The organism is Streptomyces sp. NPDC002104 (assembly GCF_053593795.1).
In genome coordinates, this window is the sequence record NZ_JBSFDF010000027.1 from 60,415 (window position 1) to 87,060 (window position 26,646).

Below are 26,646 nucleotides of genomic sequence, written 5' to 3' on the forward strand. Positions count from 1 at the left end.
CTGAGGCCCGCCGAGCACGCACGCACGTATGCACATAAGCGCGTACATATGCACGTACGCAGACCGAGGAGCACCATGTCCCAGACCCATGTCCAGACGCCTGCCCAGACCGCTGCCCAGACCGCTGTCCAGACCTACGTCCAGGCGGCCGTCCAGCCGGCCCAGCGCCGCGGCGTGCGGGCCGCCGTCCTGCGGGGCCGGATCGGCACCGGCTTCTCGCCCGTACCGCACCGGTACCGGCTCTTCGTCGCCGCCGACGACTGTCCGAGCTGCCTCGGCGTCACCGCCGCCTTCGCCGAACTCGGCCTGCGGGACACCGTGGCCCTGACCGTCCTGCGGCCCGGCTCCGACCCGGCCGGCTCCGACGCGGCCGGATCCGACGCGGCCGCGTACGACGCGCTCCGCCGCGCCTACGAGGCCGCCGGGCACGACCACGACGGCACGCTCACCGTCCCCGCGCTCTGCGACGGCTGGAGCGGCCGGGTCGTCTCCAACCACGCCCCCGACATCCTGGAAGACCTGCGCAGGCTGAGCGTGCACCCGGCCTTCCGCCCGGGCCGGTAGACCCCCCGGGCAGGACCTTCGGACCGTTCGTCCGGCTTTCACGCAACGAATCGCCGCCTTCTCCCGCCGATGCGCAACGAATCGATGCGCGGAGCGCAACGGTCACGCCTTGTCCCGGTCGAACGCACGAACGTACCGTTGAGGGACCCCCACCCCTCCTGCCACAGAGGTACGCCCATGCCCCCGCTGCGCACCGCCCTCCTCCAGAGTTCCGGACGGCTCGGCGACACCGCCGACAACCTGAAGGCGCTCGAAGAGGCCGCGGCACGCGCCGCACAGGCGGGGGCCGGGCTCCTCGTGACCTCGGAGATGTTCCTGACCGGCTACGCGCTGGAGATCGAGGACATCGCCCGGCTCGCCGAACCGGCCGACGGCATGTCCGCCCGCGCCATCGGCGAGATCGCGGGCCGCCACGGGCTGGCCGTGCTCTACGGCTACCCCGAGCGGGACGGCGACGCCGTCTACAACGCGGCGCAGCTCATCGGCCCCGACGGGGAACGGCTCGCGAACTACCGCAAGACCCACCTCTTCGGCTGCTTCGAGCAGGCGGCCTTCACCCCCGGCGACACCCCCGTCGTCCAGGCCGACCTCGGCGGCCTCCGCGTCGGCGTCATGATCTGCTACGACGTCGAGTTCCCCGAGAACGTCCGGGCGCACGCGCTCGCCGGCACCGACCTCCTCCTGGTGCCGACCGCGCAGATGCACCCGTTCCAGTTCGTCGCCGAACAGCTGGTCCCCGTACGGGCCTTCGAGAACCAGATGTACATCGCGTACGTCAACCGCACCGGCCCGGAAGGCGAGTTCGAGTTCGTCGGCCTCAGCTGCCTGGCCAGCCCCGACGGGGTCACCCGGACCCGGGCCGGCCGCGGCGAGGAGCTGGTGTTCGGCGAGGCCGACCCCGAACTGCTCCGCGTCTCGCGCGAGACCAACCCGTACCTGCGCGACCGGCGCCCGGGGCTGTACGCCTCGCTCGTCTGACCGCGGCCGGCGGCGAGCCCGCCGCCCCGCCCCCACCGCTCGCCCTTCCCCCTGCCCCACCCCGCTAGGAGTCGTACCCCATGACGTCCACGGTGCCCACCACCGCCGTCCCGCACAGCGACGGCGCGCTGCCGATCACGATGTTCGGCCCGGACTTCCCCTACGCGTACGACGACTTCCTCGCGCACCCGGCAGGACTCGGGCAGGTACCGGCGACCGAGCACGGCACCGAGGTCGCCGTCATCGGCGGCGGGCTGTCCGGCATCATCTCCGCGTACGAGCTGATGAAGATGGGCCTCAAGCCCGTCATCTACGAGGCCGACCAGATCGGCGGCCGGCTGCGCACCGTCGGCTTCGAGGGCGCGGGCACCGAGGAACTGACCGCGGAGATGGGCGCCATGCGCTTCCCGCCGTCCTCCACGGCCCTCCAGCACTACATCGACCTCGTCGGCCTGGTCACCGAGCCCTTCCCGAACCCGCTCGCCGAGGCCACCCCCTCGACGGTGGTCGACCTCAAGGGCGAGACCCACTACGCCGAGACCATCGCCGACCTCCCGCAGGTCTACCGCGACGTGTCCGCCGCGTGGAACGCCTGCCTGGACGAGGGCGCCGACTTCTCCGACATGAACACCGCGATGCGCGAGCGGGACGTCCCGCGCATCCGGGAGATCTGGGCGAAGCTCGTCGAGAAGCTCGACGACGAGACCTTCTACGGGTTCCTCTGCAAGTCCGAGGCCTTCAAGTCCTTCCGCAAGCGCGAGATCTTCGGCCAGGTCGGCTTCGGCACCGGCGGCTGGGACACCGACTTCCCGAACTCGATCCTCGAGATCCTGCGCGTCGTCTACACCGAGGCGGACGACCACCACCGCGGCATCGTGGGCGGCTCGCAGCAGCTCCCGCTGCGCATGTGGGACCGCGAGCCCGAGAAGATCGTGCACTGGGCCCAGGGCACCTCCCTGTCCTCCCTGCACGGGGGCACCCCGCGCCCGGCGGTCACCCGCCTGCACCGCACGGCGGGCAACCGCATCACGGTCACGGACGCCTCGGGCGACATCCGCACGTACCGCGCCGCGATCTTCACGGCCCAGTCCTGGATGCTGCTCTCCAAGATCGCGTGCGACGACACGCTGTTCCCGATCGACCACTGGACGGCGATCGAGCGCACGCACTACATGGAGTCCTCGAAGCTCTTCATCCCGGTGGACCGGCCCTTCTGGCTGGACAAGGACGAGCAAACGGGCCGCGACGTCATGTCGATGACCCTGACCGACCGCATGACCCGCGGCACCTACCTCCTGGACAACGGCCCCGACAAGCCGGCCGTCATCTGCCTCTCCTACACCTGGTGCGACGACAGCCTGAAGTGGCTGCCGCTGTCCGCGAACGAGCGGATGGAGGTCATGCTGAAGTCCCTCGGCGAGATCTACCCGAAGGTCGACATCCGCCGGCACATCATCGGCAACCCGGTGACCGTGTCCTGGGAGAACGAGCCCTACTTCATGGGTGCGTTCAAGGCCAACCTGCCGGGCCACTACCGCTACCAGCGCCGCCTGTTCACCCACTTCATGCAGGACCGGCTCCCCGAGGACAAGCGCGGCATCTTCCTCGCGGGCGACGACATCTCCTGGACGGCGGGCTGGGCGGAGGGCGCGGTCCAGACGGCCCTCAACGCCGTCTGGGGCGTCATGCACCACCTCGGCGGCTCCACGGACTCCACGAACCCGGGCCCGGGCGACGTCTACGACGAGATAGCCCCGGTCGAACTCCCCGAGGACTGATTTCCTCACGCACCACTCGCACCACTCGGCCCTGGCGGGCCTCCCGGGCTTCGCGGCGCTGCGCCGGACTCCGTCCGGCGGGGGCGCGTCGGTGTGGCGGCTCCGGCCGCCCGGGGCTGATGTGGGTGGGCGGGCCCTGCGGGGCGGGGTCCCCTACCCGCCCTTCGCCCGTTCCCCGGGGCTCCGCCCCGGACCCCGCTCCGCGGGCGATCTCAGCCCCTCCGGCGTTTGAGGAGCGGGGGTCCGGGGGCCGGCCCCCGGGGAACGGTGGAAGGGCGGGTAGGGGACTTCGCCCCGCAGGGTACGGTGATCAGCCCGTCGGGGTCAGGAGGCAGCGGCCGACCAGGCCGACGCCCGCGTCGAGGGACTCGGTGAACTCCTCCGCCAGGTCGGGGGAGCGCCGCAGCGACCAGAGCAGACGGGCCGACGCCCAGGCCCCCGCACGGGCCCGCTCCAGGCTCCACGCGCCGAGCAAGTGCGTCAGCGGGTCCGCGACCTCCAGCAGGTCCGGGCCCGGCATCAGGTCCTCCCGGATGTGCTCCTCCAGGGAGACCAGGGTGTCGCCGACCCGGTCGAAGTCCGCTTCGAGCGCCGCCGGTTCGCAGTCGAGCGAACGGCAGGTGGCGACCACCGCCAGCGCCAGGTCGTGGCCGATGTGCGCGTTGATCCCGGCCAGCGCGTGCTGGAGCGGCCGGATCCCGGGGTGGCGGCGGTACTGGAGCAGCGGCCGCCAGCAGGCCGGGGCCCGGTCGGCCTCCACCGCCGTCAGATAGCGCTCCGCGAAGCGGACGCTGAGGGCCTCCGCCCGGCGGGGCGAGGGGAACGCGCCGTGGGCGATCCCCTCGTGCAGGGACTGCGTCACCGTGAGGTACACCCGGTTGAAGACGGCGACGCCGTCCCGCTCGGGGAGCCGCTCGTCCAGGGCGCGCATCCGCGCCAGCACCGCTTCCATGGGGACCATGGGACGCAGCGTCGCATCCGCGGGCCGCGATCAGGGGAACTTGGCCGTACGCTTCGCCGGTTCGGGCGAAACTCCGTCAACCCCGCTTGTCCCCGGGGTCCGCGGAAGCGTCCCCCGCGCCCCCCGCGCCGCCCTCGGCCCCCGCCGTCTCGTCGTACGCCGAGGTCCCCGAGTCCAGCAGCGGTTCCTGCTGCTTCAGGTGCGCCGGGGCGAAGTACCGCAGGGCGTGGTAGCCCGTGATCACGACGATCGTGCCGAGCGCGATCCCGCCCAGCTCGAAGCTGTCGGTGATGTGCAGCTGGACCCCGCCCACGCCGATGATGATGCCCGCCGCGGCCGGCACCAGGTTCAGCGGATTGCGCAGGTCGACCCGGCCGTTGATCCAGATCTGCGCGCCGAGCAGGCCGATCATGCCGTACAGGATCACGGTGATCCCGCCCAGCACCCCGCCGGGGATCGCGGCGACGACCGCGCCGAACTTGGGGCACAGGCCGAAGAGGAGGGCGAAACCGGCCGCGGCCCAGTAGGCCGCCGTGGAGTAGACGCGGGTGGCGGCCATGACGCCGATGTTCTCGGAGTAGGTGGTGTTCGGCGGGCCGCCCACCGCCGTGGACAGCATCGAGGCGGCGCCGTCGGCCGCGATGGCCGTGCCGAGCTTGTCGTCGAGGGAGTCGCCGGTCATCTCGCCGACGGCCTTGATGTGTCCGGCGTTCTCCGCGATCAGCGCGATGACCACCGGCAGCGCGATCAGGATCGCCGACCACTCGAAGGCGGGCGCGTGGAAGGTGGGCAGCCCGACCCAGTCGGCCCTGGCCACGCCCGACAGGTCCAGCCGCCAGTGGTCCACGGCGTCCGGCCCGCCCACCGTCGAGTGGATCTTGCCGAAGACGAGGTCGAGGATCCAGGAGAGGGCGTACCCGAAGACCAGGCCGAGGAAGATCGCGATCCGCGACCAGAAGCCGCGCAGGCAGACCACGGCCAGCCCGGTGAAGGCCATCGTCAGCAGGGCCGTCCACTGGTCCTGCGGCCAGTACGTGGACGCCGTCACCGGCGCCAGGTTGAAGCCGATCAGCATCACGACCGCGCCCGTCACCACCGGCGGCATCGCCGCGTGGATGATCCGGGCCCCGAACCGCTGGACCGCCAGCCCCGCCAGGAACAGTGCCGCGCCGACCACGAAGACCGCGCCCGTGACGACCGCGCTGTCCCCGCCGCCCGCCCGGATCGCCGCCGCGACCCCCACGAAGGAGAGGGAGCAGCCCAGGTACGAGGGGACCCGGCCGCGGGTCGCCAGCAGGAAGATGACGGTGGCGACACCGGACATCATGATCGCGAGGTTCGGGTCCAGCCCCATCAGGACCGGCGCCACGAAGCTGGCTCCGAACATCGCCACGACGTGCTGGGCACCGAGCCCGGCGGTCCGCGGCCACGACAGCCGCTCGTCCGGCCGCACCACCGCGCCGGGGGCGGGGGTGCGCCCGTCTCCGTGCAGGGTCCAGCGCACGCCGAGGCCCATGTTCCACCGCTTTTCGTTCGTTCTGCGTTCTGCGTTCGCCGTCGCTCGCCGAGAGCGTGGCCACGCTACGAGGACGTAGGTGGCCAGGCGACATATTACGGCCGGATAGGTGCAGGTTCGTCCCGGTTGACGGCCGGGACCTGTGCCGCCGCCGGCCGCTGCCGCAGTACGGCCGCCCCCACGATCAGCGCGAACGACAGCAGCGTGACCAGCCCGAACGACACCACGAGCGAGGTCGCGTCGGCCACCGCGCCGATGGCCGACGGGGCGATCAGCCCCGAGGTGTACGTGATCGTCGCGACACCGGCGATGGCCTGCGCCGGGGCCGGACCGCTGCGCGCGGCCGCCGCGAAGGCGAGCGGGACCACCACGGCGATGCCGAGCCCGATCAGGCCGAACCCGGCCAGGGCCGCGGCCGGCTGGTGGACCGTGACCACGAGCAGCCCGCCCGCGGTGGCCAGGGCGCCGCCCGCGCGGACCGTGCGGACGGGCCCGAACCGGTCCACGACCTTGTCCCCGGCCAGCCGGGCCAGCGCCATCGTCAGCGCGAAGGCGGTCGTCGACGCGGCGGCGAGACCGGCGTCCGTGTGCAGCACGTCCCTCAGGTACACCGCGGACCAGTCCAGGCTCGCGCCCTCCGCGAAGACCGCGCAGAAACCGATCGCGCCGATGAACAGCGCGGACTTCGGCGGCAGCGCGAAGTGCGGCGGCGCCTCCTCCCCGCCGGTGTCGGTGCGCAGGTCCAGGACGCCCCGTACGGCGATCAGCCCGGCCAGCGTCAGGGCGAGCGCGGCGATCAGGTGGTGCAGGCGGGCATCGGCGCCGGCGTGCGCGGCGACCGTGCCGGCGGCCGAGCCGATCAGGGCGCCCACGCTCCACATGCCGTGCAGCGAGGACATGATCGAGCGCCCCAGCCGGTTCTCGGTCTCCACGCCCAGCGCGTTCATCGCCACGTCGGACATGCCGGCGGTGGCCCCGTAGACGAAGAGCACGAAGCAGAGCGTCCACAGGTTCGGGGCGAGGCTCGGGAGGATCAGGGCGAGCGTCCACAGGCTCAGCAGCATCCGCAGGGCGGTGCGCGCGCCGAAGCGGTGGTTGATGCGGCCGGCCAGCGGCATCGTGAGCGCCGCGCCGAGCGCGGGGAAGGCGAGGGCCAGGCCCAGGGTGCCCGCGCTGAGCTGCGCGTGCTCCTGGATCCATGGGATGCGGGTCGCGAAGGAGCCGGTCACCGCGCCGTGTGCGCAGAAGACGCCGGCGATGGCGAAGCGGGCATGGCGCAGTCGCGCCGGGCTGAGGTCGGTTTCCCCGGTCATGACACGTAAACTATCAGGGACCCTGCCTGATAGTTAGCCCCCGGAACTCCTAGGATGGGCTCCGTGACTCCTGCCAAGGCCCTGACCGCCGCCACCGCCTCCACCCGCGCCGCGTCCCCCGCTCCGTCCCCCGCGTCGCCGAGCACGGCCCGTGCCATCAACGACAGGCTCGCCCTCGAACTCCTCCAGGAGGAGGGCCCCCTGACGGCGCCCCAGCTGAAGGAGCTGACCGGTCTGTCCCGGCCCTCCGTCGCCGACCTGGTGGAACGGCTCACCGGGGCCGGACTGATCGAGGTCGTCGGGGAGTCCGGCGAACAGCGCCGCGGACCCAACGCCAAGCTCTACGGGATCGTCGCGGGGCGGGCCCACCTCGCCGCGCTCGACGTACGGACGGACAGCGCCACGGCGGTCGTCGCCGACCTCCTCGGGCGGCCCCTGGCGCAGGCGGCCCTGCCCGTGGACGCCGTGGACGAGGCGGTGGACCGGCTGGAGGAGCTCGTCCGCGAGGCCGGCGCCGACCGGCTCCACACGGTGGTGATCGGAGCACCGGGACTGGTGGCCCCCGGCTCCGGGGAACTCCGCGACACCGCCGGGCTGCCCGCCTGGCACCGGGACCTGGTCGCGGCGGTGCAGCGGCGGCTGCCGGCGGTGGTCGTGGTGGAGAACGAGACCAACCTGGCGGCCCTGGCCGAACAGCGCGTCGGAGCGGCCCGGGACCTCGACTCCTTCGTGCTGCTCTGGCTCGGCGAAGGGGTCGGCGCCGCCGTGGTCCTGGACGGGCGGCTGCGCCGGGGCGCCTCCGGCGGAGCGGGGGAGATCGGCTTCCTGCCGGTGCCCGGGACGGGCGGCCTCCCGTCGGCCACGAACTGCGACGGCGGCTTCCACGAGCTGGCCGGCCGGGCCGGGGTGGCCGCGCTCGCCGCGGCCCACGGCTACGACGGGCCGGTCGAGGAGGCCGTCGCGGGCGCGGCCGGACCGGAGTTCCTCGAGGCCCTGGCCGAACGGCTCGCCCTGGGGGCGGCGGCCGTCGCGGCGATCCTGGACCCCGGCTGCGTCGTGCTCGGCGGGGAACTCGGCCGCGCGGGCGGACCCGCCCTGGCGGCCCGGGTCGCCCGCCGGCTCACCGCCCTGAGCCCGGTCCCGACCGAGGTCCGCGCCGGGGCGCTCGGCGACACGGCGGTGCTCACGGGCGCGCGGCTCGCCGCCCGCGAGTCGGCGCAGTCCGTCCTCTTCACGGCCTGAGGCGCCGGGGCCACGGCCGCAGGCGCCGGGTCCCGCCCGGCCCCGGCCGGCGGGCCGCCCTCAGCCGGCGGGCCGCCCAGCCGCCCCCTCAGCCGCCTCCTCAGCCGGCCAGGAACTGCGCGAAGGTCTTCTTGCCCACCGCGTGCGCGGGAGCCAGGTTGCCGCCCCGCACGAACCCGGCGTACGCCTTGCCGGCCAGGGGGAGCGGCACCACGCGCCGCCGGATGCCCCGCGCGGCCAGGTACATGCGGCCCAGCTCCGTCAGCGCGTGCGTCTCGGGGCCGCCCATGTCCGGGACCCGGCCCGCCGGCTCCGGTACGGCCAGCTCCGCGAGCCGCTCGGCGACCTCCTCGGCGGCGATCGGCTGCACCCGGACCCCCTTCGGCAGCAGGACCACCGGCAGCTTCGCCGCCGTGCCGGAGACCCGGGCCACCAGATCGTGGAACTGCGTGGTCCGCAGGATCGTCACGCCGAGCCCGGAGGACTCCAGCAAGCGCTCCACCGCCAGCTTGCTCCGGTAGTAGCCGAGGGGGACCCGGTCCACCCCCACGATCGAGATGTAGACGATGTTCCGGACCGTCCCGGCCCGCCGGGCCGCCTCGATCAGGTGCCCGGCGGCCACCTCGTCGCCGCCGCGGGTCGCGGTCGCGCAGTGCACGACCACCTCGGCGCCCGCCGTCGCCGCGTCGAGGCCGGCGCCGTCCAGCAGGTCCACCGGGTACACGGGCGCGTGCCGGCTGAGCACGCGGACGTCCTCGTGGCCCGCCTCCCGCAGCCGGGCGGCGACCAGCGCCCCCAGGTTCCCCGTACCTCCCGTGACCAGGATGCCGCCCATGGTGTCCGCTCCCTTCCCAGGTCGGCGCGCCCCCGTGCGAGCCCGCCACCTGGGGACCGTACAGCCCCCGCGGTCAAGGAAGTTGGCGGACCCGGCGAGATCGCCGAGCGGTCCGGGGAACGCGAGGACCCGGTGGCCGCCGGGCCACCGGGTCCTCACGTTCCTTCACCTACGCGGTCACCGCGCGGGCTGTCAGCAGGCGCCCTGGTCCTTCCAGACGCCCCACTCGCCCGTGGTGCCGGGCGTCTCGTTCTGCGTCCACCACTGGGCCTTCCAGTTGTGGCCCTGGTGCGAGACGACGCTTCCGCCCGTGTACACGTTGCCGGCGACGTACGCCGGGTTGGTGCAGGTACCGCCCGGAGGCGTGGTCGGAGGCGTGGTCGGCGGGGTGGTCGGGGGAGTCGTCGGCGGGGTGGTGGGCGGCGTGGTGGGCGGGGTGGTCGGCGGGGTCGTGGGCGGCGTGGTGCTGCCCGGCTGGACCACCGTGGTGCCGCGCGCCAGGTCACCGGCGAGGGCGTACGTGGTGCCGGAGATGTTCACCGTCCAGTTGGAGGGCGTGGACACCGGCAGGTAGTAGTTGAAGGCCAGGTCGACCGAGGCGCCGGGGGCGAGCGTCTGCCACGCCGGGAGCTTCAGCGAGACCCGGTGGAAGTCGCCCTTCAGACCGCCCACGTTGCTGCCGGTGTGGTCGCTCTTGATCACCTTGGTGCCGAAGCCCGACTGGTCGGAGGCGTTGGCCGGAGCCGCCGTCGAGTAGTCGAACTGGAACTCCGTGCCGCCCGGAAGCGTCGCGTTCGTGTTGTTCGTGATCTTGAGCTTCGGGGTGATCGGGTAGTTGGAGTCGCCGAGCTTGAACTCGTTGAACTCCGTCTTGATGTCCACGGCCTGCGTCGGCAGCGCGGTGTTGGACTTCTTGGCGCCGTACGGGGAGGCCGCCTTGAACTTGTCGTACATCACGGAGGTCAGCGTGTCGCCGATCTCGTACTGGCCCTTCGCGGCGTTCCAGCCGTAGTCGCCGGCCATCTCCCAGACCATCGTGCCGCCGATGCCGCGGTTGACCACGTAGTCGGCCTTGGCCGCCACCGACTGCTCGTCCTCCGTGGAGAGGAAGACCTTCTTCTGCGCGTTCCACAGCCACGGGGCGACCAGGTTCGCGTCGTACTTGCGGACGTAGGTGCCGGTCAGCGTGGTGTTCGCCGGGAAGCCGTACTTGGTGACGTAGTCGCCGACGATCCCCTTCTCGAGGTTCTTGGCGTGCCACATCGGGTTGGAACCGGCGGGGGACTCGACCCCGTTGGTGTCCTTGTCGTGCCACAGGTTGTCGATGCCGACCGCGCCGTCACCGCACTTGGTCAGACCCGCGCCGGCCGGGCAGGTGGTCGCGGAGGCCTTGCCCCACAGGCCGTCGGTGCCGCCCTGGACGTTCTTGAAGCCGCGGGTGTAGTAGGGCAGGCCGATGTTGATGCGGCCCGCCGGCATGGAGCCGCGGAAGTAGTGGTAGGCCCAGTCGGTGTTGAGGTAGCCGATGCCGCCGTACTGGGAGCTGCCGTAGACGTTGGCGGCCGCCAGTTCGGCGTCCTTGCCGTCGTCGAAGAGCGAGGCGTTGGGACCGACGTACTCGTTCCAGGCGCCGTGCAGGTCGTAGGACATGATGTTGACGTAGTCCAGATACTTCTGCATCTGGAAGGTCTCCATGCCGCGCAGCAGGTAGCCGGAGGAGGGGGCGGCGACGGTCAGCAGGTAGTGCTTGCCGTCGGCGGCGCCGGCCCGGTCGAGCTTCTCGCGCAGGGCCTTCATCAGGGCGTCGTAGCCCTGGACCAGTCCGGCCCGGCGGGCGTTGGAGAGCTGCCAGTCGAGTGGGTTGCCCGCGTCCTTCATGGTGGTCGGGTACTCGTAGTCGATGTCGACGCCGTTGAACCCGTACTTGCGGATGAACTCGACCGAGGAGTCCGCGAAGGTGTTGATGCCGGCCTGGTTGACCGAGCCGTCGGCGTTGGTGGCCATCGAGTAGAAGCCGCCCGACGCGACGCGGTTGCCGTCGTCGCCGAAGTAGCCGCCGGTCTCCGCCCAGCCGCCGACCGAGATCAGCGTCTTGACGTTCGGGTACTGCTTCTTGAATTTGTTCAGAAGGTTGAAATTGCCCTTGTAAGGGAGGGCGGGGTCCATCTCGGCACCCGCGACGCCCGGCCAGGTCATCCCGGTGGCGGAGTTGTTCGCGTTGTCGTTGCCGACCGAGATCTTGTTGTTGCCGTCGACGTGGGCGAAGGCGTAGTTCAGGTGGGTGACCTTGGACCACGGGATGTTGTTGGGCAGGTAGGCGGGGGTGCCGTCCTTGCCCGTGCGCCAGCCCGTGAAGTAGCCGATGACGCGGCGCTGGTGGTCGGCGCCCATCTTCTCGCGGCCCTCGGTGTCGTAGACCGAGCAGTACGGGACGTCCACACCCGCGGTCTTGTACAGACCGTCGGGGCGACAGGACTCGTTGTCGGCGGCGTGCGAGACGCCCGCCGAGAGCCCCGCGACCAGCAGACCGGCGATTGCGGCGCCGGACGTCAGGAGCATGGCCCGCGTCTTGGTGGGGGACAGCATTGTGCCTCCTGGGGAGGGGAGGATGGCAGGACACAACAGGCTGAAACGTGGTGCGTGTTGGCCCGTGACGTGCGCACATCTGACGGGCTGTCTCCCGGGGAAGATGAAGGGAACGTTAAGAGGACTAGACCAACCCGTCAATAGGTCTGGACCAAAGTGCGCGATCCGGCAAGGCCCGGCGCGGGTTCCGTCAAAGGGATCGCCCAGGGGATCTTCCGGACATGTGCGGGGGGAGCGGATTCGGTCGAATGGCGCAATCGGCGCGCCCGCGGGTGACCGCATGTGTGACCCAGGCCACATTGACTCACCCGCATGGCCGCCGATCACCCGTGGCACACTGGCTTCAGTACCAGTAGCAGCGCACTCCGGGGTCGGTGCAATTCCGAACCGGCGGTTATAGTCCGCGACCCGTCCGCAGCCAGCGGCCGGTTGACCAGGTGAAATTCCTGGACCGACGGTTAAAGTCCGGATGGGAGGCAGTGCGCGGCGGGCCAGTCACCGGTACGCCGCCGTCGGCGGTCCACCGGCACATCCCTCGGGACGTGCCGTCGAGCGGACCGTGTTTCCGGCCTCGGCGTCCCCGCGTGTGCTACCCGCTTCATCTGTCGTATCCCGACAGGCCCCGGAGTCCGTGCCCGATGAGGCAGGAGGACCCGGTGGCGACACACGCCGCGCACGCAAGCCCCGACGCGGGCACCCGCGCCATGCGCCGAGCCATCGAGCTCGCCGCCCGCGGACTCGGCTCCACCAGCCCCAACCCCGTCGTCGGCTGCGTCATCACCGACGCCTCGGGCACCGTCGTGGGCGAAGGCTGGCACGAGCGGGCCGGCGGCCCGCACGCCGAGATCCACGCCCTCGGCGCCGCCGGCCCGGCGGCCCGCGGCGGCACCGCCTACGTCACCCTCGAACCCTGCAACCACACCGGCCGTACGGGACCCTGCGCACAGGCCCTCATCGCCGCCGGGATCACCCGCGTGGTCTACGCCGTCTCCGACCCGAACCCGCAGGCCAGCGGCGGCGGCGCCACCCTGCGCGCCGCCGGCGTCGACACCGAGGCCGGGCTCCTCGCCGAGGAGGCCGAAGCGGGCAACGCCGCCTGGCTGACCTCCGTACGCCTGGGCCGCCCGTACATCCTGTGGAAGTACGCCGCGACCCTCGACGGCCGCATCGCCGCCGCCGACGGCACCAGCCGCTGGATCAGCTCCCCCGAGTCCCGCGCCGACGTCCACCGGCTGCGCGCCGAGTCCGACGCCGTCGTCGTGGGCTCCGGCACCCTGCGCGCCGACGACCCCCACCTCGCGGTACGGGGGATCGACGGGTTCACCGCCGCCGACCAGCCCCTGCGCGTGGTCCTGGACACCCACGCCACCATCCGGCCCACCGCCCGGGTCCTGGACGAGGCCGCGCCCACCCTGATCGCCGTCGCCGAGGATGCCGATACCCGCCACCTCGCCGGAGTGGAGCTGGCCCGGCTCCCGTACGACAAGTACGGGATCTCCGTGGACGCCCTGCTGCGCGAGCTGCACGGGCGCGGCATCCGCTCCGTCCTCCTCGAAGGCGGCCCCACCCTGGCCGGCGCCTTCGTCGCCGCCGGGGCCGTCGACAAGGTCGTCGGCTACCTCGCCCCCGTCCTCCTCGGTGCGGGCCCGCTCGCCCTCGCCGACGCCGGCATCGGCACCCTCGCCGACGCGCTCCGGCTCCGGATCACCGAAACCGTCCGCATCGGCGCGGACATCCGCGTCACCGCCGTCCCCGCGCCGGCCCCCTCCGCCCCCACTGCCCTCACAGCCCTCAAGGAGCACTGAGTGTTCACCGGAATCGTCGAAGAACTGGGCGAGGTCGTCGCCGTCGAGCAGCTCGCCGAAGCCTCCCGCTTCCGCCTGCGCGGCCCGGTCGTCACCGAGGACGCCAAGCACGGGGACTCCATCGCCGTGAACGGCGTCTGCCTGACGGTCGTGGAGACCGGTGACGGAGAGTTCACCGCCGACGTCATGCAGGAGACCCTCAACCGCTCCAGCCTCGGCGCCCTCACCCAGGGCTCCCGGGTCAACCTGGAGCGCCCGATGGCGCTCGGCGGACGGCTCGGCGGCCACCTGGTGCAGGGGCACGTGGACGGCACCGGCACGATCCTCGACCGGACCCCCTCCGAGCACTGGGAGATCGTCAAGGTCGCCCTCCCGGAGAACCTCTCCCGCTACGTGGTCGAGAAGGGCTCCATCACGGTCGACGGCGTCAGCCTCACCGTGGTCGAGGCAGCGGCCGACTGGTTCACCATCAGCCTGATCCCCACCACCCTCGCGCTGACCACCCTGGGCATCAAGAAGCCCGGCGACCCGGTCAACCTCGAGGTCGACGTCCTGGCGAAGTACGTGGAGCGGCTGCTCGGCGCGAACGGCGGGCAGGGGGAGACGGCACGATGAGCGCCCTGAACTGGCTGAACTCGGAGGCGTTCACCGCCTTCGACCAGCACATCAAGTGGTCCGACATGATCGGCAACACGATCGGTCTGATCGCCCTCGCCCTCGGCTGGCGGCGCTCCATATGGACCTGGCCCGCCCAGTTCCTCTCCGGCGTGATCCTCTTCGTGGCCTTCGCGGCCGGCCACCTGTCCGGCAGCGCCGGCAAGCAGGTCGTCGTCATGCTCGTCGCTGCGTGGGGCTACGCCCAGTGGAACCGGGGCCGGCAGCAGGCCCAGGACGGCGGGCTCGCCGTCCGCTTCGCCACCTGGCGCGAACGCGGTGTCCTGGTGGCCGCGGCCGCCGTCGGCACCGTCGCCGTCGCGCTCCTCTTCACCGCCTACCCGGCCCTGTCCTGGGACCCCTGGCCCGACGCCTACATCTTCGTCGGCACGGTCGTCGCCATGTACGCCCAGTCGCGCGGCATGGTCGAGTTCTGGTTCGCCTGGCTCCTGGTCGACCTGGTGGGCGTGCCCCTGAACTTCGCCAACGGCTACGCGTTCTCCGGCTTCGTCTACGTCATCTACGGCGCGCTCGTCCTGTGGGGCATGCGCGACTGGTGGCTCCGCTCCCGCACCACCACCGCCCCGGCTCTGGAAGGAGCAACGGCATGACCTCGAACCCGAACCCCGTCCTGAAGCCCGTGCCCGACGTCGAGCTGGAGACGTTCCGGCTCGACCCCGTCGAGCAGGCCATCCGCGACATCGCGGCCGGCCGGCCGGTGGTCGTCGTCGACGACGAGGACCGCGAGAACGAGGGCGACCTGGTCATCGCGGCCGAGAAGGCCACCCCCGAGATCATCGCGTTCATGATGAGCGAGTGCCGCGGCCTGATCTGCGCCCCGCTGGAGGGCGACGAGCTGGAGCGGCTCGAACTCCCGCAGATGGTCCAGCACAACACCGAGTCGATGCAGACCGCCTTCACCGTCTCCGTCGACGCGAGCGGCGCCCACGGCGTCACCACCGGCATCTCGGCCGCCGACCGCGCCACCACCCTGCGCCTCCTGGCCGACGGGGTCTCGGGCCCCGAGGACTTCGTCCGCCCCGGACACGTGTTCCCGCTGCGCGCCAAGCCCGGCGGCGTCCTGGTCCGCAACGGCCACACCGAGGCCGCCGTCGACCTCGCCCGCCTCGCGGGCCTGCGCCCGGCCGGCGCCATCGTGGAGATCGCCGGCGAGGACGGCGTCATGCTGCGGCTGCCCGAGCTGATCCCCTTCGCCCGCAAGCACGGGCTGACGATCATCTCCATCGAGGACCTGATCGCCTACCGCCGCTCCGCCGAGCCGACCGTGCGCCGCGAGGCCCAGGTCAGCCTGCCGACCGCCTTCGGTCACTTCACCGCGTACGGGTTCCGCTCCACCGTCGACGGCGTCGAGCACGTCGCCCTCGTCCACGGCGAGATCGGCGACGGCGAGGACGTCCTGGTCCGGATGCACTCCGAATGCCTGACCGGGGACATCTTCCAGTCGCAGCGCTGCGACTGCGGCCCCCAGCTGCACACCGCCATGGAGCGGGTCCAGGCCGCCGGCCGCGGTGTCATCGTCTACCTGCGCGGGCACGAGGGCCGCGGCATCGGACTGCTGTCCAAGCTGCGCGCCTACGAGCTCCAGGAGCGCGGCCGCGACACCCTCGACGCCAACCTGGAACTGGGCCTGCCCGCCGACGCCCGCGACTACGGGGCCGGCGCGCAGATGCTCGCCGACCTCGGCGTCCACAGCGTCCGGCTGCTGACCAACAACCCCGAGAAGTCGGCGGCCCTCATCAGCCACGGCATCAAGGTTTCCGACCGGGAGCCGATGCCCATGGAGGCGGGTGAGCACAACCTGCGCTACCTGCGCACCAAGCGGGACCGGATGGGCCACGACCTGCCCTGGCTGGAAGGGGCCCCGCCCACGTCGGCCTGCGGCAACCAGTAGCACCACCCGGCGGCACCACCCCGAGCACCACCCCACGCACCACTCATCACCCATCACCATCACCCATCACGAATCGCAACGAGGAGCAGAGCTGTGAGCGGCAAGGGCGCACCCGAACTGAGCGTGAAGAACTGCGGAGACCTGCGCGTCGCAGTGATCGCGGCCCAGTGGCACGAGAAGGTCATGGACGGCCTGGTGGACGGCGCCCTGCGGGCCCTGCACGAGCTGGGCATCGACGAGCCCACCCTGCTGCGCGTCCCGGGCAGCTTCGAGCTCCCGGTCGTGGCGAAGGTACTCGCCGGCCGCGGTTACGATGCCATCGTCGCCCTCGGCGTGGTCATCCGCGGCGGCACCCCGCACTTCGACTACGTCTGCCAGGGCGTCACCCAGGGCCTGGTCCAGGTGTCGATCGACACCGGAGTCCCCGTCGGCTTCGGCGTACTGACCTGCGACAACGACGAGCAGGCGCTGGACCGCGCCGGACTCGAAGGGTCGAACGAGGACAAGGGGCACGAAGCGGTCACCGCCGCCGTCTCCACGGCCATGACCCTGCGCAGCGTCAGCGAACCCTGGCGCCAGTCCAAGGGGTGAACCCCGGCACGGGGGCACCGGGGTGAGCCCGTACCCTAGGGACATCATGGCGAACACACCCTCCAAGAGTTTCGAAGAGCTCTTCACCGAGCTCCAGCTCAAGGCCGCCAACGGCGACCCCAGCACCTCCCGTACCGCCGAGCTGGTCGGCAAGGGCGTCCATGCCATCGGCAAGAAGGTCGTCGAGGAGGCCGCCGAGGTCTGGATGGCCGCCGAGTACGAGAGCAAGGAAGCCGCCGCCGAGGAAATCTCCCAGCTGCTCTACCACGTCCAGGTGATGATGGTGGCGCGCGGGATCTCCCTCGACGACGTCTACGCGCACCTCTAGGCCGCGGTCCCCGGACCCCAGCAGTTCAGCGCGGGCCCCGGCACACCCTGCCGGGGCGTCCGCGCGCCCGCTACCCGCACACCAGCACATCCCTTTCGCACCTACGCACCAAAGGAAGCCCCATGCTGCGCATCGCCGTCCCCAACAAGGGTTCTCTCTCCGGACCGGCGTCGGCGATGCTCCATGAGGCCGGCTACCGGATGCGCAAGGAGTCCAAGGAGCTCGTGGTCGTCGACCCCGAGAACGAGGTGGAGTTCTTCTACCTCCGCCCCAAGGACATCGCGATCTACGTGTCCTCCGGCAAGCTCGACATCGGCATCACCGGCCGCGACCTGCTGCTCGACTCCGGCGCCAGCGCCGAGGAGATCCTGCCGCTGAACTTCGGCCGCTCCACCTTCCGCTACGCCACCATCCCGGGCACCGCGAAGGGCCCCGAGGACTTCCACGGGATGACCATCGCGACCTCGTACGAGGGAATCGTCGCGAAGCACCTCGCGGACCAGGGCATCGAGGCCTCCGTCGTCCACCTCGACGGCGCGGTCGAGACCGCCATCCAGCTCGGCGTCGCCCAGATCATCGCCGACGTCGTCGAGACCGGCACCAGCCTGCGCAACGCCGGCCTGGAGATCATCGGCGAGCCGATCATGACCTCCGAGGCCGTCGTCATCCGCGGCAACGGCACCGACCCCGAGGACCCGCGCGCGCAGCAGTTCCTGCGCCGCCTCCAGGGCGTCCTGGTCGCCCGCAGCTACGTGATGATGGACTACGACTGCCGCGCCGAGCACCTGGAGCGCGCGGTCGCCCTCACCCCGGGCCTGGAGTCGCCGACCGTCTCCCCGCTGCACAACGAGGGCTGGGTCGCCGTCCGTGCCATGGTCCCCGCCAAGGAGGCCCAGCGGATCATGGACGACCTGTACGAGCTCGGCGCGCGCGCGATCCTCACCACCTCGATCCACGCCTGCCGCCTCTGACGGTCCGCCGGCGTTCCGCCGCGCACACCCGTCTCCATCCGGCACCACCCCGAAGGCACCTGACGCACATGGCCGACGCCACCGCCCAGCCCGTACCGCCCGCCCTGCCGGTCACCTTCCGGCCGACCCGGACCCGGGCCGTCCTGCTGGGCGTGGGCGCCGCCATGTTCGTCACGATCACGGCGATCGCCCTGATCCTCGAAACCCTGCACCCCGGTGAGCGGATCGCCTTCGTCTTCACCGCGGCCCTGCTCTCCTCCGTCCTCGTCCTGCTCAGCCGCCCCAAGGTGGTCGCCGACGAGACCGGGGTCACGGTGGTGAACCTCACGACCACCCGCCGCCTGGAGTGGGCGCAGATCCTGCGCGTCAACCTCCGCCCCGGCGACGCCTGGGTGTTCCTCGACCTGAACGACGGCACCAGCCTGCCCGCCCTCGGCATCCAGCCGGGGGTCGCCAAGGCCCAGGCGATCGCCGACGCCCGCGCCCTGCGCGCCCTGGCCGAAGCCCGCGGAACCGGCTCAAAGAACGACTGAGCCCGGCCCACCTCGTCGCTGCGTCCCATTGCGGCGGCGATCTCAATGACTAACCTGGTGTGGGGGCGCGACCGTGCGCCCTCCCACCGGCCCCGGGACCCCGAGGCCCGTGGGCACCTGCGACTCGAGGAGTGACTCCCTCCAGCAATGGACGGATCGTCCGGTAGTACACGCGCCGCCCTCCCCACGGAGGCGGCGGCATGACCATCCCGCTACTTCTGCTCGTGGCGGCATTCGCCCTGATCCTCGCCAACGGTTTCTTCGTGGCGGCCGAATTCGGCCTCGTCACCGTCGAGAGACCCGAGGCCGAACGCGCCGCGGCCGAGGGCGACCGCCGTGCCCGCACGGTCGTCGCAGCCCTGCGAGAGCTGTCCTTCCAGCTCTCCGGCACCCAGCTCGGCATCACCATCACCTCCCTCGTGGTCGGCATGCTCGCCGAGCCCGCCCTCGCCGCCCTGCTGGCCGGACCGCTCGAAGCGACCGGCCTCCCCAAGGGCGCCGTACCCGGCGTGGCCGTCGTCATCGGCATGCTGCTCGCCTCCGCCGTCCAGATGGTCGTCGGCGAGCTCGTCCCGAAGAACTGGGCCGTCTCCCGGCCGCTCCAGGTGGCCCGTTTCGTGGCCGGCCCGCAGCACGTCTTCTCCCGGGTGTTCCGGCCGGTCATCGCCGGCCTGAACGCCGTCGCCAACCGGCTCGTCCGGGCGCTCGGCGTGGAGCCCACCGATGAGATGGCCTCCGCCCGCACCCCCGGCGAACTGGTCTCCCTGGTCCGCCATTCGGCCCAGGCCGGCGCCCTGGAACAGGACACCGCCGACCTCTTCGTACGGACCATCTCGCTGGGCGAGCTCACGGCGCAGCTGGTCATGACCCCCCGGGTCAAGGTCAGCGCCCTCCAGCACACGGCCACCGCGGCCGACGTGCTCAACCTGACCCGCGCCACGGGCCTGTCCCGCTTCCCCGTCTACCGCGAGCGCATCGACGAGATCACCGGGGTCGTCCACCTCAAGGACGCCCTCGCCGTTCCCGAACACGAGCGCGCCCGCACCAGCGTCAGCAGGATCTGCGTGGCCCCGATGCTGGTGCCCGGCTCCCTGCCGGTGCAGCCGCTGCTGGAACGGCTGCGCAGCGAACAGCCCATGGCGGTGGTCGTCGACGAGTACGGCGGCACCGCCGGCGTCGTCACCCTGGAGGACATCGTGGAGGAGCTCGTCGGCGAAGTCCGCGACGAGCACGACCTCGCGGAGGACGGCAGCCCCGAACTGGCCGCCGTACCCGCCGAGGACGGCCGCCCGTCCTGGGAGGCCGACGGGAGCTGCCGCGTGCAGACCCTGCGCCGGATAGGCCTGGAGGTCCCCGAAGGCCCGTACGAGACCGTCGCCGGACTCGTCGCCGACCTGCTCGGCCGCATCCCCGCACCCGGGGACCGCGCCGAACTGCCCGGCTGGAAGCTCTCCGTGCGCCAGGTCCGCCGCTACCGCGCCGAACGGGTCCGCCTCGTGCGCACCGCTCCCGCGGGGCCCGGCTCCGGCGTCGACGGGCTCGCGCCGTCGGCTCCGGCCGCCTCCTCCGCCTCGGCTTCGGCCGAGCTGGCGCAGGTGGGTGGCCGGTGAACGCGCTCCAACTGCTGTTCGCCCTGCTCCTCGTCCTGGCCAACGGCTTCTTCGTCGGCGCCGAGTTCGCGCTCGTCTCCGTCCGCCGCAGCCAGATCGAACCCCTGGCGGCCGGCTCGAAGCGGGCCCGCCAGGTGCTCCACGGCCTGGAGAACCTGCCGCGCATGATGGCCGCCGCGCAGTTCGGCATCACCATGTGCTCGCTCACCCTCGGCGCCGTGGCCGAGCCCACCGTGGCCCGGCTCCTGGAACCCGTCTTCCACGCGGTCCACGTGCCCGAGGGCCTGATCCATCCGCTGGGCTACGCGGTGGCCCTCACCGCGGTGATCTTCCTGCACCTGGTCATCGGCGAGATGGTCCCCAAGAACCTCGCCATGGCCGCCCCCGAGAAGACGGCCCTGTGGTTCAGCCCCGGACTGGTCGCCTTCGCACGGGTCTGCGGACCGGTCACCACGGCGCTGGGCGCCTGCGCCACGCTGATCCTGCGGCTCTTCAAGGTGGAGCCCAAGGACGAGGTCGAGGCCGTCTACACCTCCGCCCAGCTCGGCCGCCTGCTCAAGGACTCCCGGCAGGCCGGCCTGCTGGAGCCGGTCGAACAGGAGCGCCTGGAGGACGCACTGGAACTGGGCAGCCGCCCGGTCACCGACGTCCTGCTCGCCCCGGACCGGCTGGTCACGGTCGGCCCGGCCGTCACCCCGCGCCAGATCGAGCAGCTGACGGTCCGCACCGGATACTCCCGGTTCCCCGTCCGCACGGACAGCGGTGCCTTCATGGGCTACCTGCACGTGAAGGACGTCCTGGACCTGGAGGACCGCGAACGGGCCGTGCCCCAGCGCGTCTGGCGCAGGATGACCACGGTCTGCTCCACGCTCCCGCTGGACGACGCCCTCACCGTCATGCGCCGCGACGCCACCCACCTGGCGCAGGTCGCCGACCCGTCCGGCCGGGTGCTGGGCCTCGTCGCCATGGAGGACGTCCTGGAAACCCTGGTCGGCGAGGTGCGCGACCCCGCGCACCGCACGGCGCCGCAGGCCCGCAGGCCCGAACCCCGCTCGGAGGGGGCGCTCACCGGCTGACGCCCGCCGCCGGACCCGTCGCACGAGGGGTCCGGCCGCGGCGTCCGGCCGCCATACTCGTGAGGAGGCGGCGGGAGGGGGCGCTCATGCGATCCGGTGAACACGACGACGGGGACCCGTACTTCCTGGACATGGACTTACGGGACATGCACGCGCGGGACAGGGACGTGCGGGCCACGGTCCGCGAGGCGCTGGACCTGCTGAGGGAGGACCCGGACGCCCCCTCCCCGGTGGCGCGCCGGCTGCGCGAGGTGCTCCTCGACGGGCTGCCGTCCGACCGGGTGGGCGCCGTCGCCGCCTTCGACCGCGAACCCCACGCACCGGCCGTGGCCCAGGCCCTCGCATCGGTCCTGAGCGAACGCGCGGCCGCGGACCCGGAGTTCGCGGACCGGGTCCGGGCGCTGGTGCAAGGCAGGCTGGGCGACGGCGGCGCGGACGAGCAGTGGGCCGAGCAGTACGGCGGACGGCCCCTCTGGGGAGGCTGGTTCCTGATCGCCGCGGTCGTCGCGCTCTTCCTCCTCAACGCCTTCGCGGCCTGCTCCGGCCCGCCGCCGGAGATCCCCTAGGCCTTCTACAGCGGCGGCGGCTCCGGACGCTCCTGGGGGCCCCGGCCCGACAGCACTTCCCCGTACGCCTGCATCAGGTCCGCCAGCCGCAGCGTGGACAGATCCTCCCGGGACGGATCACCGGCGAAGCCGGACAGCCGCAGGTCCCGGTACGCGCAGCTCTTCTCGTACAGCGTGCGCAGGAACCGGCCGTTGCCCAGCTCGTCGATCCACCCCTGCTCCACCACGTGCCCGCTGATGCTCCGCAGCTCCTCCAGCGCCTCCTCGTCCCACCGGTCCCCGTTCGCGTCCGCCAGGACCCCGCCGATCGAGGTGAGCTCCAGCGGCCGGTAACTGGGGAAGTCCACCCGGGTGGTGAACCGCGAGGACAGCCCCGGATTCGTGGCGAGCAGCCGGTCCATCCCCGCCGGATACCCCGCGAGGATCACCACGAGATGGTCGCGGTTGTCCTCCGCCCGCTTCAGCAGCACCTGCAGGGCCTCGTCGCCGTACGCGTCACCCTTGCTGTAGCCGGAGTTGGAGAGGCTGTAGGCCTCGTCCACGAACAGCACCCCGCCGATCGCCGAGTCGATCAGCTCGTTCGCCTTCACGGCGGTCTGCCCGAGGAACTCGCCGACCAGGTCCGCGCGCCCGGCCTCGACGAGGTGGTCGCCGCCGAGCAGGCCCAGCGCGTAGAAGACCCGGCCCAGGATCCGCGCCACCGTGGTCTTGCCGGTGCCCGACGGCCCGGAGAAGACGAAGTGCCGTTTCGGCGGCTGCACCGGCAGCCCCTGGCCCGTGCGCAGCCTGGCCATGTGCAGCTGCGCGGAGAGCGCCTTCACCTGCCGTTTGACCGGCTCCAGGCCCACCATCCGCTCCAGCTCCGCGAGCGCCTCGGCCAGCGCCGCCGGATCCGCCGGCCCGGCCGGCAGTCCCACCGGTCCCGGCTGGGCGGGCAGCGAGGCCTTGCGCCGCACCCCGGCCGGCAGACCCGTGCCGGGCCCCGGTGTCCCCGCCCCGTGCCGCGGCTCCGGCGGATCGGCCGCCGCCAGCGGGTCCGTGTCCGGCTGCCCGTCGGCGGCGAGCCCCTGGACCGGACCGCCGCCGCCCAGCGCCACCGCCGCGAAGTCCCCGCCCGACGGGGCCGCTCCGTGCCCGCCGAAGGCCTCGTAGCCGCCGCCGCCCGCGTACCCGGCCAGGCCGTCGGCGTCCTCGCTGTCCTCGATCGCCGTCAGCCGGGCCGCCGTGTCCATGAACGCCGGGTCCACCCGGTGCACCGCCCGGTACAGCGGCAGGGCCGCGGCGCTGCGCCCGGTCCCCTCGTGCGCCCGCGCCAGCCAGTACCGCAGCTCCTTGCGCTGGGGCTGCTCGCTGCGGCAGCGCATCAGCGAGGCCGACAGCAGCGGCTCGGCCTGCCCGTACATCTCCAGCCGGACCCGGGCCATCCCGCCGAACAGGCCCGCCTCGATGCCCAGGAGCGGATCGTCGACCAGCGATTCGGTGGAGCGGACCAACTGCTCCCAGTCCTTGACCAGGTACGCCCGGCAGGCGTGCAGGAAACGCACCTGCGGGTCGGTGTCCACGGGCGGCAGGGCCGCCAGCGCCTGGTCCAGCTCCGGGACGTGGCGCCCGTCCAGCCAGTGCGAGGCGTGCGCCAGCAGCAGGTCCCGCCGGGTCTCCAGGACCGGCTGCACCCACCAGCCCAGCCAGTACCAGGAGTTCAGCGTCCGCCGGTGACGGGCCCGCTGCTCCCCGAACCGGTCGCGGTGGGCGTACATGCGCAATAACGCGTTCGTGGTGTCGACGCGGAGCGCGTGCAGCCCCAGCCAGGCGTCGGCCATGGTGGGATCGAGTCGTACGGCCGCCCGGAACTCCTCCTCGGCCTGCGGATAGGCGCCCATCGTGCAGGCGTCCACTCCCCGAAGCCAGGCGAGTTCGGCCGGGGCGTGCGCGCTGCTGCCGTGCGCGGCGAAGTCCATCACATCCCCCACAAGCCTGCCCCCGTGGTGCCCAGCAACCCCCGCGATGCGCACGCGAGTTGTCCCTGCGCCGATGAAATCAGGGGTGCATCGTACCTGCGGTTACGCACCTTACGTAGGGTGCGTCGAAGACCTGCCGATTGCGCAACGGAGCGGTCCGTGGTGACGCAGGGTGAGGGAACGGCCGGGATGTGCCCCCTGCGACGCCGCGACGGCGGAGTGCCGGGCGGGAACGCGCGGGGGACCGGTGACGACACGAAGCCCCCGATCACGGGGGAACAATCGGGGGCTTCGCGTCCGGGGCGGCCGGTGAGGGCCGCTTCTTCAGAACGTAAGGCCGCCCCGGCCCCCCGGTCAAGCGGCCGGAAGGCGCCCGCGGAGAGGGTCTTGGAGCCGCCCCTCAGGCCTGGGGGGACTCGTCACGCTCCGTCACGCGAGCACTGGTTTCGGCCACCCCACCGTCCCCGGAAGTCCACTCGTATCCCGTACCGCTCTGGCGCACCAGGGTGTCGGCGAAGGGGCGCGAAGGATCATCCGAGAAGTGCGCGAGCTCCGCGCGCTCCCATCCGTCCCAGAAGTCGGACAGTTCGCGCCCGTCCCGGTCGCGCCCGCGCCCCCACGACTCGTCCCGCGGGGTCTCCATCCACAGCAGCCGCGCCAGGTGCGGGCGCAGGGCGCGCCGCCCGGCACCGACCCCCTCGACCAGCAGCACCGGACCGGGCTCCAGCACCCGCTCCGGACCGAACCGCCGCCCGACCCAGTCGTACGGGGCCCAGTGCGCGGCCCGCCCTGCGGCGAGCGGCTCCAGCACCTGAGCCCGCAGCCGCCCCACCCAGCCGAACAGCTCCTCATGGGTGGCCACATCGTCCAGCCGCAGCACGGGCGCCCCGCCCAGCGCGTCGGCGAGCACCCCGGCGAAGGTGCTCTTCCCGGACCCGGCGTGCCCGTCGATCCCGACGAGGCGGACGGGCCCGAGGGAGGGCGGCGCGGCGAGGATGTCACGCGCGAGCGGCTGGAGCGCGGAACGGGACGAAAGTGACGGCTGAGTCTCCATGGACCCAGCGTATGGCCTCGGCTGCCCGCACCCTCAGCCGCCGGAGCCGGTGGCACCGGGCGTCGTACCGGGCGTGGCGTTCGGCTGCGCGGCGGCCGGCAGCGACCACACGTGGGCGGGCGTGGCGATCTCGGTGACGGCCCTGCCGATGATGGTGCTGAGACTCCCGGTGTCCTCGGCCGTACCCGTACTACCCGTACCCGTGCCCGTGACCGGGTCCTCGTCCGAGTTGACGATGACGACGAGGACCGCACCGTCCTTCGGGAGCCCGGCGGCGATCGTCTCGTAGCCGGGGAGTTCACCGTTGTGCCCGACCCAGCCGTTGACCTCGGCGATCCCGAGGCCGTAACCCACACCCGGGTAGCCGGTGGGCAGGGCCCGCATGCGGTCGGTCTGGGTGGCCGGCTTCAGCAGCGGACTCCCGTCCTTCGTCTTCCCGCCGTTCAGCGCGGGCACCCAGGCGTGCAGATCGTCCAGGGTGGAGGTCATGGCCCCGGCGGCCCACCCCCACGAGGGGTTCCACGAGGAGGCGTCGACGCGCTTCCCGCCGGGCGAGAACGTCGTGTAGCCGTGGGTGTACGGGCTCGGGATCTCGGCGCCCTTCGGCAGCGCGGTGTCCGCCAGCCCGACCGGTTCGAGCACGTGGTCGCGCAGGTAGTCGGACAGGCTCCGGCCGCTGAGCTGCTCCACGAGCACACCGAGCAGCACGGTGTTGGTGTTGCTGTACGCCCACTTGGCGCCCGGTGCGAAGTCCATGGGGTGCGCGAAGGCGACATCCAGAACCTCCTGCGGGGTCCAGGCGCGGTTCGGATCGGCCTGCAGCCCGGCCAGCCAGGCGGTGTCCGAGGTGTAGTCGAACAGCCCGCTGCGCATGTCGGCGAGCTGCCGGACGGTGACCTCGTCCGCACCGGCCACCCGCCCCAGCTTCGTGGCGAGGGGCCCGCGGAGGTAGTGCAGTACGGGGGCGTCGAGCCGGAGCTTGCCCTGGTCGACGAGCTGGAGGACGGCGGTGATCGTGAAGGTCTTGGTGACGCTCCCGATCCGGGTGTGGAGGCCGGTCTTCATGGGCGCGCCCGTGCGGGTGTCGGCGGTGCCGAAGGCACGCTCGTAGGAACCCCCGCCTTCGAACCACAGGCCGACGCCCACCCCGGGAATGTCCGCCTTGCGCATGGCGGCGGTGATCGCGGCGTCGAGGCGTGCGGCGGTGGCCGCGTCGACGTCCCGCGGCGCCACGGAGGCGGGTGCGGTTCCCGCGCACAGCGCGGTGAGCAGCAGGGAAGCGGCGGCCATCGATGTGACGGCCCGGAAGCTGCGCATGACGCATCACCCCAGAACCAGGCTCCCCGAGTCCTCTCCCCCCATCCTAGAAACGCCCCCCCACCCCGGGCCACCGCGCGCCTTCTGGTGTACCGCTCGCGGCTCGGCCCTGGAGGGCCTCCGCGGCTTCGCGCCGCTGCGGCCGGTCTCCGTCCGGCGGTGGCCGGACGGGGCCGGCGCCACCGCCGTCCCGGCGGGGCCCGGTGGGCGGGTGCGGGTGGGCTGCCCTGCGGGGCGGAGTTCCCCGACCCGCCCTTCCGCCGTTCCCAGGGCGCCGCCCTGACCCGCTGGCTCCCGGGCTCCGCCCTGACCCGTCGGGCCCCGGGCTGCGCCGGGCCCCCTGGGGCTCCGCCCCAGACCCCGCGCCTCAAACGCCGGCGAGGCTGGATTCGGCCGGCGCCGGCCCATACCCACACGCCCGCGGGCTGCATGGCCCGGAGGGCCATGTCAGCCCCTCCGGCGTTTGAGGAGCGGGGGTCCGGGGGCTGGCCCCCGGGT

The 26,646-nt window shown here is 72.5% G+C and carries 23 protein-coding genes and 1 riboswitch; of the genes, 15 read left to right on the forward strand and 8 right to left on the reverse strand.

Annotated features, from left to right (window positions below):
* Nucleotides 1–75 precede the first annotated feature (75 nt).
* The 3 genes from ACWCP2_RS22640 (at nt 76) to ACWCP2_RS22650 (ending at nt 3,320) form a co-directional block, all read left to right on the forward strand.
* Nucleotides 76–564 carry a hypothetical protein gene (locus tag ACWCP2_RS22640; RefSeq protein WP_450910377.1) on the forward strand — a complete coding sequence of 163 codons (489 nt, stop codon included), beginning with the start codon at nt 76–78 and terminating at the stop codon, nt 562–564.
* 177 nt (nt 565–741) lie between these two features.
* Nucleotides 742–1,542: a carbon-nitrogen hydrolase family protein gene (locus tag ACWCP2_RS22645; protein ID WP_450910378.1), complete on the forward strand. Its 801-nt coding sequence runs from the start codon at nt 742–744 to the stop codon at nt 1,540–1,542.
* 80 nt (nt 1,543–1,622) lie between these two features.
* The gene (locus ACWCP2_RS22650) at nt 1,623–3,320 is read left to right on the forward strand and encodes a flavin monoamine oxidase family protein (protein ID WP_450910379.1); all 1,698 of its coding nucleotides are present in this window, start codon (nt 1,623–1,625) and stop codon (nt 3,318–3,320) included.
* A 310-nt stretch (nt 3,321–3,630) separates the two neighbouring features.
* On the opposite strand, the gene ACWCP2_RS22655 is transcribed toward ACWCP2_RS22650, so the two are convergent.
* The 3 genes from ACWCP2_RS22655 to ACWCP2_RS22665 form a co-directional block, all read right to left on the reverse strand.
* Complete coding sequence (locus ACWCP2_RS22655; RefSeq protein WP_450910380.1) at nt 3,631–4,281, reverse strand: DUF5995 family protein; 651 nt, start codon at nt 4,279–4,281, stop codon at nt 3,631–3,633.
* Between the two features lie 76 nt (nt 4,282–4,357).
* Entirely contained in the window at nt 4,358–5,797 is a 1,440-nt protein-coding gene (locus tag ACWCP2_RS22660; RefSeq protein WP_450910381.1) for a uracil-xanthine permease family protein, read from the reverse strand.
* 95 nt (nt 5,798–5,892) lie between these two features.
* Complete coding sequence (locus tag ACWCP2_RS22665; protein ID WP_450910382.1) at nt 5,893–7,110, reverse strand: MFS transporter; 1,218 nt, start codon at nt 7,108–7,110, stop codon at nt 5,893–5,895.
* A gap of 54 nt (nt 7,111–7,164) precedes the next feature.
* Between ACWCP2_RS22665 and ACWCP2_RS22670 the strand changes: the two genes are divergently transcribed.
* The gene (locus tag ACWCP2_RS22670; RefSeq protein WP_450910383.1) at nt 7,165–8,352 is read left to right on the forward strand and encodes an ROK family transcriptional regulator; all 1,188 of its coding nucleotides are present in this window, start codon (nt 7,165–7,167) and stop codon (nt 8,350–8,352) included.
* Nucleotides 8,353–8,452: 100 nt separating this feature from the next.
* On the opposite strand, the gene ACWCP2_RS22675 is transcribed toward ACWCP2_RS22670, so the two are convergent.
* A complete protein-coding gene (locus tag ACWCP2_RS22675; protein ID WP_450910384.1) occupies nt 8,453–9,187 on the reverse strand; it encodes an SDR family oxidoreductase in 735 nt (244 codons plus the stop codon).
* Nucleotides 9,188–9,379: 192 nt separating this feature from the next.
* Entirely contained in the window at nt 9,380–11,773 is a 2,394-nt protein-coding gene (locus ACWCP2_RS22680) for a chitinase C-terminal domain-containing protein (protein WP_450910385.1), read from the reverse strand.
* 356 nt (nt 11,774–12,129) lie between these two features.
* A riboswitch (FMN riboswitch) is annotated at nt 12,130–12,260 on the forward strand.
* Nucleotides 12,261–12,411: 151 nt separating this feature from the next.
* Between ACWCP2_RS22680 and ribD the strand changes: the two genes are divergently transcribed.
* The 11 genes from ribD (at nt 12,412) to ACWCP2_RS22735 (ending at nt 21,819) form a co-directional block, all read left to right on the forward strand.
* Nucleotides 12,412–13,578, forward strand: a complete 1,167-nt coding sequence (ribD, locus tag ACWCP2_RS22685) for a bifunctional diaminohydroxyphosphoribosylaminopyrimidine deaminase/5-amino-6-(5-phosphoribosylamino)uracil reductase RibD (protein ID WP_450910386.1) — start codon at nt 12,412–12,414, stop codon at nt 13,576–13,578.
* On the forward strand, nt 13,579–14,193 hold the full coding sequence (locus tag ACWCP2_RS22690; protein ID WP_450910387.1) for a riboflavin synthase: 615 nt from the start codon (nt 13,579–13,581) through the stop codon (nt 14,191–14,193).
* Entirely contained in the window at nt 14,190–14,843 is a 654-nt protein-coding gene (locus ACWCP2_RS22695) for a nicotinamide mononucleotide transporter family protein (RefSeq protein WP_450910388.1), read from the forward strand. Before ACWCP2_RS22690 ends, ACWCP2_RS22695 begins: the two co-directional genes overlap by 4 nt.
* A complete protein-coding gene (locus ACWCP2_RS22700; protein ID WP_450910389.1) occupies nt 14,840–16,144 on the forward strand; it encodes a bifunctional 3,4-dihydroxy-2-butanone-4-phosphate synthase/GTP cyclohydrolase II in 1,305 nt (434 codons plus the stop codon). Before ACWCP2_RS22695 ends, ACWCP2_RS22700 begins: the two co-directional genes overlap by 4 nt.
* Nucleotides 16,145–16,237: 93 nt before the next feature.
* Nucleotides 16,238–16,735, forward strand: coding sequence for a 6,7-dimethyl-8-ribityllumazine synthase (gene ribH / locus ACWCP2_RS22705; protein WP_450910390.1), 498 nt, complete (start codon nt 16,238–16,240; stop codon nt 16,733–16,735).
* Nucleotides 16,736–16,781: 46 nt separating this feature from the next.
* Nucleotides 16,782–17,063, forward strand: a complete 282-nt coding sequence (locus tag ACWCP2_RS22710) for a phosphoribosyl-ATP diphosphatase (protein WP_250741528.1) — start codon at nt 16,782–16,784, stop codon at nt 17,061–17,063.
* Nucleotides 17,064–17,185: 122 nt separating this feature from the next.
* Complete coding sequence (gene hisG / locus ACWCP2_RS22715; protein WP_450910391.1) at nt 17,186–18,034, forward strand: ATP phosphoribosyltransferase; 849 nt, start codon at nt 17,186–17,188, stop codon at nt 18,032–18,034.
* A gap of 68 nt (nt 18,035–18,102) precedes the next feature.
* On the forward strand, nt 18,103–18,567 hold the full coding sequence (locus ACWCP2_RS22720) for a PH domain-containing protein (protein WP_450910392.1): 465 nt from the start codon (nt 18,103–18,105) through the stop codon (nt 18,565–18,567).
* Nucleotides 18,568–18,767: 200 nt separating this feature from the next.
* Nucleotides 18,768–20,177 (forward strand): hemolysin family protein, encoded by a 1,410-nt coding sequence (locus tag ACWCP2_RS22725; RefSeq protein ID WP_450910393.1) that lies wholly within the window; start codon nt 18,768–18,770, stop codon nt 20,175–20,177.
* On the forward strand, nt 20,174–21,253 hold the full coding sequence (locus tag ACWCP2_RS22730) for a hemolysin family protein (protein ID WP_450910394.1): 1,080 nt from the start codon (nt 20,174–20,176) through the stop codon (nt 21,251–21,253). The genes ACWCP2_RS22725 and ACWCP2_RS22730 overlap by 4 nt, the downstream gene beginning before the upstream one ends.
* Nucleotides 21,254–21,339: 86 nt before the next feature.
* The gene (locus ACWCP2_RS22735) at nt 21,340–21,819 is read left to right on the forward strand and encodes a hypothetical protein (RefSeq protein ID WP_450910395.1); all 480 of its coding nucleotides are present in this window, start codon (nt 21,340–21,342) and stop codon (nt 21,817–21,819) included.
* 5 nt (nt 21,820–21,824) lie between these two features.
* On the opposite strand, the gene ACWCP2_RS22740 is transcribed toward ACWCP2_RS22735, so the two are convergent.
* From ACWCP2_RS22740 to ACWCP2_RS22750, 3 genes are all read right to left on the reverse strand, one after another.
* Entirely contained in the window at nt 21,825–23,777 is a 1,953-nt protein-coding gene (locus ACWCP2_RS22740) for an AAA family ATPase (RefSeq protein WP_450910396.1), read from the reverse strand.
* A 400-nt stretch (nt 23,778–24,177) separates the two neighbouring features.
* On the reverse strand, nt 24,178–24,831 hold the full coding sequence (locus tag ACWCP2_RS22745; RefSeq protein WP_450910397.1) for a uridine kinase family protein: 654 nt from the start codon (nt 24,829–24,831) through the stop codon (nt 24,178–24,180).
* Nucleotides 24,832–24,864: 33 nt separating this feature from the next.
* Nucleotides 24,865–26,148: a serine hydrolase domain-containing protein gene (locus tag ACWCP2_RS22750; RefSeq protein WP_450910398.1), complete on the reverse strand. Its 1,284-nt coding sequence runs from the start codon at nt 26,146–26,148 to the stop codon at nt 24,865–24,867.
* Between the last annotated feature and the right edge of the window lie 498 nt (nt 26,149–26,646).